The sequence below is a fragment of the Microbacterium sp. ABRD28 genome, assembly GCF_003850245.1.
GTDB lineage: Bacteria > Actinomycetota > Actinomycetes > Actinomycetales > Microbacteriaceae > Microbacterium.
The window spans coordinates 20,599-33,878 of record NZ_CP031015.1 but is presented as its reverse complement, the minus strand read 5'-3'; the positions used below and the strand labels follow the sequence as shown (position 1 = coordinate 33,878).

The following is a 13,280-nucleotide window of genomic DNA, read 5'->3' as shown; positions in this document are numbered from 1 at the left end:
ATGAGGAAGATCATCAACGCCCCGGAGGCGTTCGTCGACGAGTTCGTCGAAGGTATTCTGCTCGCCCACCCCGACCTGGTGAAGATTCCGGGCGACGATCTGCGGATCCTCGTTCGCGCCGACGCCCCGGTCGCCGGGAAGGTGGGCATCGTCACCGGCGGCGGCTCCGGTCACCTGCCCCTGTTCAAGGGGTACGTCGGCGAGGGCCTCTGCTCGGGGGTCGCCATCGGGAACGTGTTCAGCTCTCCGAGCTCTGATCAGATCTTCCAGGCGACCAAAGCCGTCGACGGCGGAAAGGGCGTGCTGTACCTGTACGGCAACTACGGCGGCGACGTCTTCAACTTCGACCTCGCCGTCGACCTCGCCGAGCTCGAAGACATTCCGACGCGCACCGTGCTCGGGCGCGACGACGTCGCCAGCCAGCCGAAGGAACGCAAGACAGACCGTCGCGGTGTCGCGGGGATTCTCTTCGCGTACAAGGCTGCCGGTGCTGCGGCCGAGCGGGGTGACTCACTCGATGAGGTCGCCGCGATCGCCGAGGACGTCGTGGAGCACACCGCGACCATGGGGATCGGCCTCGCCCCCACCATCCTCCCGACGACCGGCAAGCCGAGCTTCGAGCTGCCCGACGGCGAGATGGAGATCGGAATCGGTATCCACGGCGAGCCCGGCACCCGCCGCGGCCCCCTCGAGACCGCGGACGAGATTGCCGAGCACATCGTCGCCGCGCTCGTCGACGACCTCGAGCTCTCCGAGGGCGCGCGCGTCGCCGTGCTCGTCAACGGCCTCGGCGCCACACCGCTGGAGGAGCTCTACGTCCTCTACCGCAAGACCCATCAGATGCTCACCGGGCGCGGAATCACGATCGCGAAGAACTACGTCGGCGAATACGCCACGAGTCTCGAGATGGCCGGTGCGTCCATTTCGCTGCTCGCGCTGAACGACGACCGTCTCGCACTGCTCAACGCCCCGGCCCGCTCGCCCTTCTTCGAGGAGAACTGACATGAACGCCCCTGAACTGAACGCCCAGCTGCGCCGCAGCCTTGCTGTGCTCGTCGACTCGGCCGACGAGCTGCGCGACCTCGACCAGCAGCTCGGCGACGGCGATCTCGGCATCACCGTCTCTATGGGTTCACGCGCGGTGATCGCGGCCCTCGAAGAGCTGCCAGGAGATGCCACCCCGACCGATATCGCGCGAGCCACGGCCAAGGCCTTCGCCAATGCCAACCCCTCGACGATGGCGGCGCTCGTCGCCGGTGCGCTCCTCGCCGGGTCGCGCGTGTGGGCCGACAAGACCGAGATCTCCGTCACCGACGCCCAGGCGTTCGTCGAGGCGGCGGCCGGCAGCATCGCCCAGCGAGGAAAGACCCAACGTGACGACAAGACGATCTACGACGGCCTCGCCGACGTGGCAGACGCGCTCAAGGGCGCGACGGATGCGCGGCAGGCGACCGACGCGGCCGTTGCCGCCGCCGCGGGCGCCGTCGAGCGCACGACCCCGCTGCAGTCTCGGCGCGGGCGGGCGTCGTGGTTGCAGGAGCGCAGCATCGGCATTCCCGACCCGGGCGCCACGGCATTGCTGCGCTTCGCGGAGGCCTGGCGGGTCAGCCGGCCCGAAGAGTCCGCGCTGCTGTCGTGACCCTCTCCACTCTCTCCCTCCCCCCTCGCACTAAAGGCGGAACTATGAACACCTGGCTTGACGACGTCTTCACCGTGTCAAAACCCATCATCGGCATGTGCCACCTGCCCGCCCTCCCCGGCGACCCCGCCTATGATCGCGTCGGGGGAGTGGACGCGATCATCGCCCACGCCCGACGGGAGATCTCGGCGCTGCAGGACGGCGGGGTCGACGGCATCCTCATCTCCAACGAGTTCAGCCTTCCCTACCTCACCGAGACCGAACCGATCACTGCCATCACCATGGCGCGGGTGATCGGCGAGGTCCGCTCGGAGCTCGCGGTGCCGTTCGGCGTGAATGTGCTGTGGGATGCGGTGCGCTCGATCGATCTGGCCGTGGCGACCGGCGCCGCCTTCGTTCGCGAGATCTTCACGGGGGTCTACGCGAGCGACTTCGGACTGTGGAACACGAATGTCGGCAGGACCGCCCGGCACCGTCAGAGCGTCAGCGGCGGCGATGTGCGACTTCTCTTCAACATCGTGCCCGAGGCCGCCGCATACGTCGCCGACCGCGATCTCGCCTCGCTCACCCGTTCGACCGTGTTCAACTGCGTCCCTGACGGGCTCTGCGTGTCGGGCCTCACGGCCGGTGCCCCCACCGACACCTCGACCCTGGGGATCGTGAAGGACAACGCCGGCGACACGCCCGTGTTCGTCAACACCGGTGTGCGGCCAGACACCCTCGAGGAGAGCATGCGGTACGCCGATGCCGGCATCGTGGGCACCTTCTTCAAGAAGGACGGCCGCTTCGAGAACGCCGTCGACGAGAGCCGTGTGAGGGATCTGATGAGCGTCGCTCGGAGCGTGCGCTGACGATGTTCCTCGGAATCGACGTCGGAACCTTCGAGACGAAGGGTGTGCTCGTCGATCGGGCGGGGCGCGTGCGCGCCCACGCCCGGAGGCGACACGACATCGATACGCCGACTCCGGGTCATGTCGAGCATGACCCGGAAGCGGTGTGGTGGGCCGACGTCGCCGCCGTCGCTCGGGAACTGACCGCGCACCCGGATGCCGGGGTGATCGACGCCGTCGGACTGAGCGCGATCGGGCCGTGCGTCGTCGCGACCGATGCCCAGCTTCGGCCCCTTCGTCCTGCCATCCTCTACGGCGTCGACACCCGCGCATCGCGCCAGATCGAGGCTCTCACCGCCCGCCTGGGTGAGGAAGAGATCTTCCGTCGGAGCGGCAACACCCTCACCAGCCAATCGGCGGGGCCGAAGATCGCGTGGCTGCGTGATGAGGAGCCTGACGTCTGGAAGGCGGCCCGATGGTTCATGACGAGCCAATCGTGGCTCGTGGCCCGACTGACCGGCGCGGTCACCATCGATCACGCCACTGCGGGCTACTTCCATCCTTTCTACGACATCGAGACCGGGGGATGGAACATCGACGGCTGCGACGACATCGTCGATGTCGCTCGGCTGCCCAGGATCGCCGAGAGCAACGCGATCGCTGGGACGATCACCGCGGCTGCCGCCAACCTGACCGGCATCCCCGCAGGGACGCCGGTGGTGGTGGGCACCACTGACTCGCCGGCCGAGGCGGTCAGCTGCGGAGTCGTGGATGAGGGCGAATTGATGGCGATGTACGGCTCGAGCGGGTACTTCATCCGCGTAGGTGACCGGCTTCGCGCCGCCGACGATCTCTGGGCAGCTCCCTTCGTCTTCCCCGGCACCGCGGTACTCGCAGCGGGCACCTCGACCGCCGGCACAGCCACCCGGTGGATAGCCGAGCTGCTCGGCCTCACCGCGGGCTCCGACGAAGAGACGTTCGCGGCGCTGATCTCGCTCGCCCAAGGCTCGCCGCCCGGAGCCCGAGGGGTGCTCGCGCTTCCGCACCTCGCCGGAGAACGAACTCCATTCCAGGACCCCACGAGTCGAGGCGTGGTCATGGGTCTCGGACTTGACCACTCCCGTGCCGACGTCGCGCGCGCATTCCTCGAGGGGGTGGGACACTCGATCGCCGCGGCCATCCTCGCCATCCAGTCACAGAGCGGACCCCTGGAGCGCATCGTCGCCGTAGGAGGCGCGACCAGGAATTCCATTGTCATCGGCACCGTCTCAACGATCACTGGACTGCCTCAGGAGGTCACCGATTCACCCGGCGCGGCCCTGGGGGATGCGTTCCTCGCCGCGCTCGGCGTCGGTGCCGTCGAGAGCGCCAGCTCGGTGCGCGACTGGGTGCGGGTCCGTCAGGTCGTACGCCCCGCCGTGGCCGACCGCGACCGGCTCATCGCCGACCACTCCGACTATCTCGCGCTCTACGCCGCCACCGCCCCGCTGCACCGCCGGAGAATTGCATGAACCACACCCCTGACTGGCAGCGCATCGGCGCCCTCATCTCCGATGGTCTGCACATCACCCGCGGCGACAAGGTGTCGGTGTTCGTCACCGACGGAGCCGCGACGGACGCCGTCGCCGCCCTCGTCGCCGAGTGCTGGCGCCGCGGCGCGGTCCCGCAGGTGGTGGCCACCGACGAACGCTTCGACGCCGCCGCCCTCGCCTGGGCAGAGGTCGATGTGCTGTCGCAGGCGCCGCCGCTGGAGGTGCTGGCGATGAAGTGGTGCGACGTGCACGTGTCTTTCCGGGCGATGACCTCACCCGAGGTCGACGCCGACCCGGCGCGGATCGCAGCACTTCGTCGCGGCCGGGGCCTCGTTTCCACCCTGCGGTGGGAACGGACCCGTTGGGCGCTCGTGCGTATTCCTACTCCGGCATGGGCCGAGGCGGCCGGCATCGATCCCGACGTTCTGCTGCAGGAGTGGGCTCGTTCGTTCGAGGCCGACTGGGCCGACGTCAAGCGGCGACAGGGCGCGCTGTGCGCGCGGCTCGACGCGACGCAGCGGATCGTGATCGCGGATCGCCACGGTCGGCTGGAGCTGCCGGTGGGTGGTCGCACCTGGGTTCCGTTCGCCGGGGAAGCCAACTGGCCCGACGGCGAGATCGCGACGGCGCCGATCGAAGACGGCGTTCGCGGAGACATCTTCTTCCCCGGAGTCTTCTGGTTCGCCGGGGTGCGTGTGCGCGACCTGGCCCTCACATTCGACCGGGGCCACGTCGTGAAGGAGCGCGCTGCAGAGGGGATCGAGTTCGTTCGTCAGATGCTGGACACCGACGACGGGGCACGCCGCGTCGGCGAGCTCGGGATCGGCATGAACGCCGCGCTGCAGACCATGACCGGCGATCTGCTCATCGACGAGAAGATCCTCGGCACCGTCCACATCGCCCTCGGTCGCGCCTACCCGGAGTGCGGAGGGGTCAATGCCTCTGCCCTGCACTGGGACATCGTCAAAGATCTTCGCTCGCCGGAAGAACCCGGATCACTCTCCGCCGACGGCGAGTGGCTCATCGCAGACGGCGAGGTGGCGGCACCGCTCGCCGGAGCATCCGTCTTCCGCTCTCACCCCACCCCGTGAAGGACTCCATCATGTTCGCTCATCAGCTTTTCCAGACCGCTCCGCTCGCACAGCAGCCGCTGCAGTGGCGGGAGGATCCCGCTCCCGAGCCCGCCGCCGGTCAGGTGCTCATCGAGGTTGCGGGGTGCGGCGTCTGCCGCTCGAACCTCCACACCATCGAGGGAGACTGGGTCGACGGGGGAGTACCGGCGAAGAGCCCGATCGTTCCCGGACACGAGGTGACGGGACGGATCGCCGGACTCGGCGAGGGGGTCACCAGGTTCGCTGTCGGCGACCCGGTCGGTGTGCAGCCCCTGTGGTGGACCTGCGAGACATGCGAATTCTGCACGAGCGGCCGTGAGCAGCTCTGCCATCAGCGCCTGATCACCGGCGAACACGTCGACGGCGGCTACGGCCAGTTCATGCTCGCGCACGCGGCGCACACACATCGGGTGCCCGACACCCTCGACCTGGTCGAAGCGGCACCGCTCTTCTGCCCTGGCATCACCGGTTACGGAGCAGTGAAGAAGCTCGACGTCGGCCCCGGCGATCGCGTCGGCGTCTTCGGGCTCGGCGGGGTCGGCCACATGGCGCTGCAGTTCGCCCTGCTCACCGGTGCTGACGTCGTGGCGGTCGCCCGCAGCGCCGATCATCTGCGCGTTGCGGAGGAGCTGGGTGCGACCGAGATCGTCGACGCGTCCGCGGTCGATCCCGGTGAGGTGCTGGATGACTCACTGGATGCTGCGCTCACCTTCGCGCCGTCCGACGTCGTCACCGCGTCGGCGCTCCGCGCGCTGAAGTGGGGCGGCACCCTTGTCTCGGGCGTGCCGGTCACCATGTCGGACTTCCCCTTCAACCGCGAGCAGATCATCCGTGCGTCGATCCTGGGTTCGCGAGCCGATATGGCCGAGGTGCTCCGGCTGGCGGCCGAGGGCAAGGTGCGGACGGTCGTCGATCGCTTCGCGATGAAGGATGCCCCGGAGGCGCTCCGTCTTCTCGCCGAGGGGCGGCTGCGCTCTCGGGCAGTGCTCGCCAACGACGGCTTCTGACACCGGGCGCGAGAACGAGCTGAGTCAGAGCGTTCGCGAATCACCCGTTCGATGTCAGACGAGCGCCTCGAGGACGGCGAGGGCGTCTCCTGACCACAGCAGCACATCGCCGTTGAGCGTAGTGACGGCAGTGGGTGCACCGGGGTCTGTGCCGGCCGCGCAGCCGAGGGGCTGAACGCCTGCCGGGTTGTCTGCTGTGACTCGGCTAATGGCCGCGCCGTCGCACGCGGCGTCGGTGTGCGCGACGATGATGTCGGACCCGACGAGCGTCAGCGCTACGACGCCGGTGGGGGCAAGGGCTGTCCATTCTGCGCCGGTGCGGGTCCAAGCCACGCCGTTGCAGATGAGTGCAGCGGTGTCGCCGCTCGTGCGAAGGCCGATCGGGGCTGGGCAGGGAGCGGGGACAGGTTCACCGCGGAAGACGACGACGCTCGGGTCTGCGGCATCGACGTAGCGGGAGGCAGCGAGCACCTCAGGATACGGCTCCCAGAACTGACCATCGGTATAGGTGCGAAGTGCTTGCGCCTCGCAGGCCGGGCCGACGGCGGCGACCATCTCGGCGTCGACGGCGGAGAACGCGCTCACCGTCATAATCTGACCGATGCCCAGGTAGCGGGGAGTCACGTCGGTCCAGGTGGCGCCGCCGTCATCCGATCTTTCGATCAGCGGCTCGGCGACACCGCATTCGCCCGCTACCCCACGCCACCAGACGGCGCTCCCGGTGGCGAGGAAGCGTTCGTCGGCGCGACTCGCCGCCGGAGCCGGGCTGGGTGCCTCCGGAGTAGGTGTCGGCGTGGGCGTCGTCACCCCCAGCGTGAAAGAGGGCACCGGGTTTGGCTGAGCGGCGGTCTCGCCCCGGGAACGCTGCAGCGCGAGCGATGCCAGCACCACGACCATGATCGTGAGTGCGGCAACGCCGGCGACCGCGACCCAGCGGGCGCCGGTGAGGTTCACCGAGCGTCGAGACACGAATGTCAGCGTTGCGTCGGTCGCCCGACATCCGCAGGTCTGCGGACCGTCGCGTCGGCGCCCGCCGGACGCTCACCTCTCTGAGGCGTGGTGGGTGCGGGAGCCGGTACGGGCGCAGCGGCCAGCGGCGCACCTCGACGGCGACCCGCGCCCTTGTCGGCCCTGGCGCGGCGACCCTTCGCCGGCTGCTCCTGGAAGTACCCGTATCCGTACCCGTATCCGGCGCCGTAGGCGTAGTACGCGTCGGGCCCGCGGGTGGGCACCATGGTCATGACGAGGCCGGCGACCTTGGCGCCGACGGTCTGCAACGCATCCATCGCACCGTCGAGCTGGTGGCGGTTGGTCTGGCCGGAGGCGACGATCACGATCGCGCCGCTCGTCGCCTTGGCGAGAATGGCGGCGTCGGTCACAGGAAGGAGCGGCGGGGCGTCACAAAGGACGACGTCGAAGTCGCGCTCCAGCACCTCGAGCAGGGTGTGCATCTGCGCGGAACCGAGCAGCTCACTGGGGTTCGGCGGCACCTTGCCTGCGGGAAGGACGTAGAGGCTCCGCTGACCCCACGGCAGCATCACGTCGCCGACCCGGGCGCGATTGATGAGCACGTCCGTGAGACCCGCGCCGCCCTCGATGCCGAGGTACTCGGCGACCTTGGGCTTGCGAAGGTCGGTGTCGATGAGCGCGACGCGCTTGCCGGCATCCGCCAGAGCGATCGCGAGGTTGATGGTCGTCGTCGACTTGCCCTCACTGGGAACACTCGAGGTGACGACGAAGCTGGCACGGCCGTCCATGTCGAGGAACTGCAGGTTGGTACGAAGCGCGCGGAACGACTCGGCGCGTGGGCTGAGCGGATCAGCGTGCACGATCAGCGGCCGCTCCTTGACCTTCGGGTCGAAGGGGATGGCGCCGATCATCGGGCGATCGGTCACCTGCTCGACATCGCGCGGCGAGCGGATGCGGGTATCGAGCACCGAGCGGAGAACCGCCGCACCAACACCGAGGGCGAGGCCCACAAGCGCGCCGAGCGCCAAGTTCAGTGGGACGTTTGGGCTCGAGGGCGCCGGCGGCGGGAGCGCGTCTTTCACACGCGTAAGGCGCACGGGGCTGACGTCGGAATCGTTCGGCGTCTCGATCTCCTCGACCGCCGCCGTGAGGCTCGCGGCGAGGGCGTTGGCGATGTCGGCCGCCAGGATCGGGTCGGGATCGGTAACGGTGATCGTGATCAGCGTGGTGTTGAGAGCAGAGGACGCCTCGACTTTCGCGTCGAGCTGCGCCGCCGTGATACCGAGGTCGAGCTCTGCGATCACCGGGTTCATGACGATGGGCGTCGAAACCAGGTTGGAGTATGTCGTGACGCGATCCTGCGTGAACACGTTGCCCTGCTGGAGCTCCTGAATCGACGTGCCGCTCTGGCTCGAGACGAAGACGGTGCTCTGCGTCTCGTACTGGGGTGTGCGCGTGAGGGAGAACACCGCTGCGATGCCGATGCCCAAGAGCGTCGCGACCACGATGATCAGCCAGTTTTTCCGCAGAATGCGGATGTAGTCGATGAGCTCCATGGTGCCTCTCGTGTCCCGAACTTGCGGACCATACTGCCATGGGGGTGTTTCGGGGGAGTGTCCGGCGGGCACGGCGGTGCGGATCGCGACGGAGCGTTTTTGCTCCGATAGGTCTCGATACGCCGGCTTCGACGGCTACTCGACCACCAGGGCAGGGCGCCTACTCGACCAACGACTTCGGGAACTCAACCCGGACTATTGGAAGGCGAGTTTGAGGGCCCGGACCGTGGAGTCCACGGCGGGGTCGAGTTGGGCGGCCGAAAGCTGGTAGGTGTTCCACGAGCGACCGTAGGGGTCGATGACGTCGTCATCGGCGGGGTCGGCGGGTGGGAGCACGAGGCCTCGCTGCGATGCGACTGCTGCTGCCACGGCGCGGACGCGCGATGACGGGTCTGAGCCGCCGGCCTCCGCGGCCGACTGCAGCTGGTGGTCGGTCAGCGAGTCGGCGAGGCGGGCGAACTCGCGGATCGTGAAGGTCGACCGCATCCGCGACGGGGCGAGCTCGACAACTTCGCGGCGGTGATCTCGCGTCATCGCAAAGATCACATCGGGGGAGGTGAGGTGGTTCTCGCCCAGGAAGCGTGCGCGGTGCAGCGCCGTTTCATCAGGCGACACTCCGAGTGCGTGCGCAAGCTCGACCGTCTCGGGCGTCATCGGCGAATCGGTCATGCCGCGGGTGCCCGCAGAGCCGACGACGACGTCTAGCGGCGCCAGTCGGGTCTTCAGGAGAACGGCGGCCAGGGGTGACCGGCAGATGTTGCCGGTGCACACCGTGAGGATCTCGAACACCGGGTTACCTTTCCCCCGCGGGGTAACGTGAGCGAGTGCTCGATCACTCTAGCGACGTCGACGCCGCGCCTTCACGCCGCGATCGGCGCCGGGAAGCACAGGAACTCTCCGCGGGGAACGTCGCGTCCGCAGCGTCCGCTCATCGCGGCCGCACGGACTGGCGGCTCGGCGGGCGCACCGTGCGCCGCTGGCGCGAGTGGGCGTTCGCCGCGGGCCTCATCGGCCTCGGGCTCGGCGTCCTCGTCGGCGCCGTCGTCGAGTGGGTGTGGGATTCGCCGTGGGCACCGGTCGTCGCGACGGTGCTTGTGTGGATCGGGATGGTGGTGCCGACCGTTCTGGCCTTCCGTCGCTCACGACCGGTCGGGCTGCTGAGATTCCGCGCTGTGGATCTGCTGTGGGGTGTGGGCCTCGCGACTGCGCTGCGACTGATACAGGGGTGGCTCGCCGCCGGGGGAGGGGCAGGCGCTCTTCCGTCATTCACCACGGTCGACGGGGCCCTTCCGGCGGGGTGGTGGCTCACCGACCTCCTCGGCCCCATCGTGATCGCGCCGCCCGTCGAGGAACTCTTCTTCCGAGGTCTGCTCCTGGTGACGGTGTTCACCATGCTGCGGCGGCCCCTTGGCCAGGTGGCGGCCGGAATCATCGCAATGATGGTGTCGACCGGACTGTTCGTCTTGGCGCACACGCTGACCGGAACCGCAACGGCAGACGCCGTCATCACGACGGCGCTGCTCGGCCTCACCTGCGCCGCTATCGTGATGCTCACCGGCCGCATCTGGGGAGCCGTTCTCGTGCATGCGGCGTACAACCCGAGTTACGTCGCTCTCGCCGCAATTGGCACGCTCGTTCAGTAACGGTTGAGGTCGCAAATCCCACGACACGCCGGGCATTGTCCCCCAAACGGGGGACACCGGGTCTCAAAATGTTACTTCCCAGTAACTTTGCAGGTTGTGGAAACCCTTTGCCGTATGCGTACCATGGAGACGTTCGGCGACACAGCTCACACACAGCTGCCTCTCATGTCGCGTTCATTCTGAATATCGACTTCGACGCACAGGACCTTGTGGGGGGTACCGCGAAATGCTCAAGAAAACTCTGTCTGCAGCCGGCATTGCTGGACTGCTCGTTCTCGGAGCGGCCTCTGCTGCTCAGGCCGACGACTACGCCACCGACGTGGAAACCGTCGCGGGAGATGTGACGCTGACCCCCGGTCAGGCAACCGTCATCACCGCGCAGAACGTCGACGGAACCGTCACGTTCGCCACCAGCGGCGCCGGCGTCAGCGAGAACACGCTGACCTCGATCGCATTCGCCGCTGCCGTGGGCAGCGACACCGCGGTGAAGCAGGCCGACGAGAACCGCACCGCTCAGGCGACCTTCACGGCGCCGACCGCGGGCGGCACGTACACGATCAACATCACCGATGGTGACGGCGACACTGACAGCGTCACCCTGACCGTCGCTGCTGCTGGAAGCGGCACCGGTGGTACCGGTGGTACGGGCGGCACGCTGCCTGCGACCGGTTCGGACGCCGTTCCGGCCGCCGCCATCTGGCTCGGTGCGGGCGCGGTCGGCCTCGGTGGTATCGCCGTGACCGCTGCTGTGGCTCGTCGCCGCGCAGCTGCCAACCGCTGATCATCCGTCTCTGACGACAGCCCCGGGCGCACGCCCGGGGCTGCCCGTCTCTCTTCATCCGGGGCACTTCGCCCTTGTCCCTCGCTGACCTTGTGGGAGGTCCTCCATGTTCAAGAAGTTTTTCGCCGCAGCCGGCGTCGCCGGTCTGCTCGTCCTCGGTAGCGCCGCTGCGGCCAACGCCGATTACACCGCGACCCTCGAGGTAACCGCGGGCGATGCATCCCTCGCACCCGGTCAGTCCACGGTCATCACCGTGAACGGCGTCGCGGATGGCACGGTCATCTTCGGCGTCGAGGGCGCCGGAGTTGAGCCGAACACCCTGTCGTCGATCGCCTTCGCGGGCGAGTTCCCGTCGAGCATCGTCTCGAAGCAGGCCGTCAACGGGTCGGCATCGGCGACCTTCACCGCTCCGCAGACCCCTGACACGTATGTGGTGAACGTCTTCGATTCGGAGGGTGAGTTCGGTCGAATCAGCATCACGGTCGGTACCGCGACGGGCGGCACCGGCGGAACCGGCGGCGGCACGGGTGGCGGTACGGGTGCCGAGGGCACGGGCTCGCTGCCCGCGACCGGTGGCAACGCGATTCCGGCCGCGGCCATCTGGCTCGGCGCCGGTGCCGTCGGACTCGGTGGCATCGCGATCACCGCTGCGGTGGCTCGCCGCCGCGCGGCCGCCAACGCCGAGTAAGGCAGTCGGCCTCAGCGCAACTTTCAGACAGCGACCCCGGGCACGTGCCCGGGGTCGCTGTCGTTGCGTCGTGAATCGGCGAGCATTGCGGATAGCATTTTCTCTATGTCTTCCGTCCCGGGCGTCACCCCGGGGCAGCCGTATCTCTTCACCCGGTCGTACCACCAGCCGTGGCGGGCGCTTCTCATCGCCGCCGGCGGGTTCGCGGCGGCGGCTCTCCTTCTCTTCGTCGTCGACGCGACCGGACCGATGTGGGCGGGCATGCCCGGATGGATCGCCGCCGTCGCATCGATCTTCGCTGCGAACGCGCCGCTCATCATCGCCGTCGTCGCCGCAGCCGCGTTCACGTCTCTGATCGGATTCGCGCGGGCCACCGGCATCCGTCACTGGATCTGGACCGACCTCTTATATGGACTGTTCGTCGGTGTCGTCGCCCGCGCGGTCGTCGAGCTCGTTGCGCCGACCCTGGGCGGGTTCGGCGGGCCGCTCGGCGGAGCGCTGACGGGGGACGCGACCATCGCGTTGGCGATCGCCGCGTCGGCCGCGGTGCTCATCTCGCCCATCATCGAGGAGCTGTACTTCCGAGGGCTGCTGGTCCGCGCGCTGTTCGACGCACTGTCAGACGCCGGGCGGATCGGTGCGTCGATCGTCGCCGTCACGACATCGACCGCGGCGTTCGTGCTGCTGCACGTCGTGGCCGCCGGGTCGCTCGTGCCGGTCGGCCTCATCATCGGATCGCTCGTGGTCGGCGTCGGGTGCGGGGTGTTGACCGTGGTGACCGGACGGCTGTGGGCGGCGATTGCCGCGCACGTGCTCTACAACGCTTCGGGGTTGGCGCTGCTGCTCTGGTGAGCCCGCGTCTCGTCTCGCTTCGCTCGCTCAACGACCGGAGTAGTGGGCTCGCCTCAGGTCAGCGGACCACCTCGTAGATCAGCTTGAGCACGCCGTTCGAGTACGCCTCCGACTCCCGGAGGGCAAGCCGCCGCTCGGGGTGCGGCTGCTCGGCGAAGACGCCCTTGCCGCCCCCGACCAGTGCGGGGAACACCAGCAGGTTGTACCGGTCGATGAGTCCTTCGTCGGCGAGGCGCCGTGCCAACTCGGCACTGCCGTGGATGAAGATGGCGCCCCCGTCGGTCTTCTTCAGCTCGGCCACATCGGCTGTGGTGCGCAGGATCGTCTGCTCGCGCCACTGCGGATGCAGCGCGCTCTCGCTCAGCGTCGACGACACCACGTACTTCGGCAGCGGGTTGTAATCGGCGTGGTCGGCAGAGGTCGGCCAGAAGTCGCGGAACGATTCGAAGCTGCGCCTGCCGAACATGAGCGCCGACGTCTCTTCGAGCTCGGCGACCTTCAGGTCGAACGTCTCCGGCACCAGATCCGTCCGGAAGACCCAGCCTCCGCCCGGATGCCCCTCCTCGACGCCACCGGGGGAGTCGACCACCCCGTCGACCGTCATGAACCCCGTCCAGACCAACTCGCGCATCTTCACTCCTTCGGATTGCTTTCACAGATGCGTCGAGTGG

General features: G+C 68.4%; 14 protein-coding genes. 10 read left to right on the top strand and 4 right to left on the bottom strand.

The genetic code is table 11. The features are described from left to right. Genes DT073_RS00160 through DT073_RS00135 form a run of 6 tightly spaced genes read left to right on the top strand, consistent with a single transcriptional unit; the run spans position 1 to position 6,120 of the window. Positions 1-1,002 (top strand): dihydroxyacetone kinase subunit DhaK, encoded by a 1,002-nt coding sequence (locus DT073_RS00160; protein ID WP_124291569.1) that lies wholly within the window; start codon positions 1-3, stop codon positions 1,000-1,002. Position 1,003: 1 nt separating this feature from the next. Beyond that, positions 1,004-1,639: a DAK2 domain-containing protein gene (locus DT073_RS00155; RefSeq protein ID WP_124291568.1), complete on the top strand. Its 636-nt coding sequence runs from the start codon at positions 1,004-1,006 to the stop codon at positions 1,637-1,639. A 44-nt stretch (positions 1,640-1,683) separates the two neighbouring features. Continuing rightward, a complete protein-coding gene (locus DT073_RS00150) occupies positions 1,684-2,490 on the top strand; it encodes a BtpA/SgcQ family protein (RefSeq protein ID WP_124291567.1) in 807 nt (268 codons plus the stop codon). 2 nt (positions 2,491-2,492) lie between these two features. Continuing rightward, positions 2,493-3,980: an FGGY-family carbohydrate kinase gene (locus DT073_RS00145; RefSeq protein WP_124291566.1), complete on the top strand. Its 1,488-nt coding sequence runs from the start codon at positions 2,493-2,495 to the stop codon at positions 3,978-3,980. Beyond that, positions 3,977-5,092, top strand: coding sequence for an aminopeptidase (locus DT073_RS00140; RefSeq protein WP_124291565.1), 1,116 nt, complete (start codon positions 3,977-3,979; stop codon positions 5,090-5,092). Before DT073_RS00145 ends, DT073_RS00140 begins: the two co-directional genes overlap by 4 nt. 11 nt (positions 5,093-5,103) lie before the next feature. Next, entirely contained in the window at positions 5,104-6,120 is a 1,017-nt protein-coding gene (locus tag DT073_RS00135; protein WP_124291564.1) for an alcohol dehydrogenase catalytic domain-containing protein, read from the top strand. 54 nt (positions 6,121-6,174) lie between these two features. On the opposite strand, the gene DT073_RS00130 is transcribed toward DT073_RS00135, so the two are convergent. The 3 genes from DT073_RS00130 to DT073_RS00120 form a co-directional block, all read right to left on the bottom strand. After that, positions 6,175-7,089 carry a hypothetical protein gene (locus DT073_RS00130; protein ID WP_124291563.1) on the bottom strand — a complete coding sequence of 305 codons (915 nt, stop codon included), beginning with the start codon at positions 7,087-7,089 and terminating at the stop codon, positions 6,175-6,177. 5 nt (positions 7,090-7,094) lie between these two features. Then, the gene (locus tag DT073_RS00125) at positions 7,095-8,645 is read right to left on the bottom strand and encodes a tyrosine-protein kinase domain-containing protein (protein WP_124291562.1); all 1,551 of its coding nucleotides are present in this window, start codon (positions 8,643-8,645) and stop codon (positions 7,095-7,097) included. Positions 8,646-8,840: 195 nt separating this feature from the next. Next, positions 8,841-9,434 (bottom strand): arsenate reductase/protein-tyrosine-phosphatase family protein, encoded by a 594-nt coding sequence (locus DT073_RS00120; protein ID WP_124291561.1) that lies wholly within the window; start codon positions 9,432-9,434, stop codon positions 8,841-8,843. Positions 9,435-9,469: 35 nt separating this feature from the next. On the opposite strand from DT073_RS00120, the gene DT073_RS00115 reads away from it, so the two are divergent. The 4 genes from DT073_RS00115 (at position 9,470) to DT073_RS00100 (ending at position 12,609) form a co-directional block, all read left to right on the top strand. Then, the gene (locus tag DT073_RS00115) at positions 9,470-10,288 is read left to right on the top strand and encodes a CPBP family intramembrane glutamic endopeptidase (protein ID WP_124291560.1); all 819 of its coding nucleotides are present in this window, start codon (positions 9,470-9,472) and stop codon (positions 10,286-10,288) included. A gap of 226 nt (positions 10,289-10,514) precedes the next feature. After that, positions 10,515-11,069: a hypothetical protein gene (locus DT073_RS00110; protein WP_124291559.1), complete on the top strand. Its 555-nt coding sequence runs from the start codon at positions 10,515-10,517 to the stop codon at positions 11,067-11,069. 106 nt (positions 11,070-11,175) lie between these two features. After that, the gene (locus DT073_RS00105) at positions 11,176-11,757 is read left to right on the top strand and encodes a hypothetical protein (protein ID WP_124291558.1); all 582 of its coding nucleotides are present in this window, start codon (positions 11,176-11,178) and stop codon (positions 11,755-11,757) included. A 105-nt stretch (positions 11,758-11,862) separates the two neighbouring features. Continuing rightward, entirely contained in the window at positions 11,863-12,609 is a 747-nt protein-coding gene (locus tag DT073_RS00100) for a CPBP family intramembrane glutamic endopeptidase (protein WP_124291557.1), read from the top strand. A 58-nt stretch (positions 12,610-12,667) separates the two neighbouring features. On the opposite strand, the gene DT073_RS00095 is transcribed toward DT073_RS00100, so the two are convergent. Further along, positions 12,668-13,240, bottom strand: coding sequence for a dihydrofolate reductase family protein (locus tag DT073_RS00095; RefSeq protein ID WP_124291556.1), 573 nt, complete (start codon positions 13,238-13,240; stop codon positions 12,668-12,670). Positions 13,241-13,280: the final 40 nt, after the last annotated feature.

Excerpts from the sequence above, each read along its gene's own strand:
- DT073_RS00160 (WP_124291569.1), top strand. The coding sequence starts at position 1 with ATGAGGAAGATCATCAACGCCCCGGAGGCGTTCGTCGACGAGTTCGTC.
- DT073_RS00155 (WP_124291568.1), top strand. The coding sequence starts at position 1,004 with ATGAACGCCCCTGAACTGAACGCCCAGCTGCGCCGCAGCCTTGCTGTG.
- DT073_RS00150 (WP_124291567.1), top strand. The coding sequence starts at position 1,684 with ATGAACACCTGGCTTGACGACGTCTTCACCGTGTCAAAACCCATCATC.
- DT073_RS00145 (WP_124291566.1), top strand. The coding sequence starts at position 2,493 with ATGTTCCTCGGAATCGACGTCGGAACCTTCGAGACGAAGGGTGTGCTC.
- DT073_RS00140 (WP_124291565.1), top strand. The coding sequence starts at position 3,977 with ATGAACCACACCCCTGACTGGCAGCGCATCGGCGCCCTCATCTCCGAT.
- DT073_RS00135 (WP_124291564.1), top strand. The coding sequence starts at position 5,104 with ATGTTCGCTCATCAGCTTTTCCAGACCGCTCCGCTCGCACAGCAGCCG.
- DT073_RS00125 (WP_124291562.1), bottom strand. The coding sequence starts at position 8,645 with ATGGAGCTCATCGACTACATCCGCATTCTGCGGAAAAACTGGCTGATC.
- DT073_RS00110 (WP_124291559.1), top strand. The coding sequence starts at position 10,515 with ATGCTCAAGAAAACTCTGTCTGCAGCCGGCATTGCTGGACTGCTCGTT.
- DT073_RS00105 (WP_124291558.1), top strand. The coding sequence starts at position 11,176 with ATGTTCAAGAAGTTTTTCGCCGCAGCCGGCGTCGCCGGTCTGCTCGTC.
- DT073_RS00100 (WP_124291557.1), top strand. The coding sequence starts at position 11,863 with ATGTCTTCCGTCCCGGGCGTCACCCCGGGGCAGCCGTATCTCTTCACC.
- DT073_RS00095 (WP_124291556.1), bottom strand. The coding sequence starts at position 13,240 with ATGCGCGAGTTGGTCTGGACGGGGTTCATGACGGTCGACGGGGTGGTC.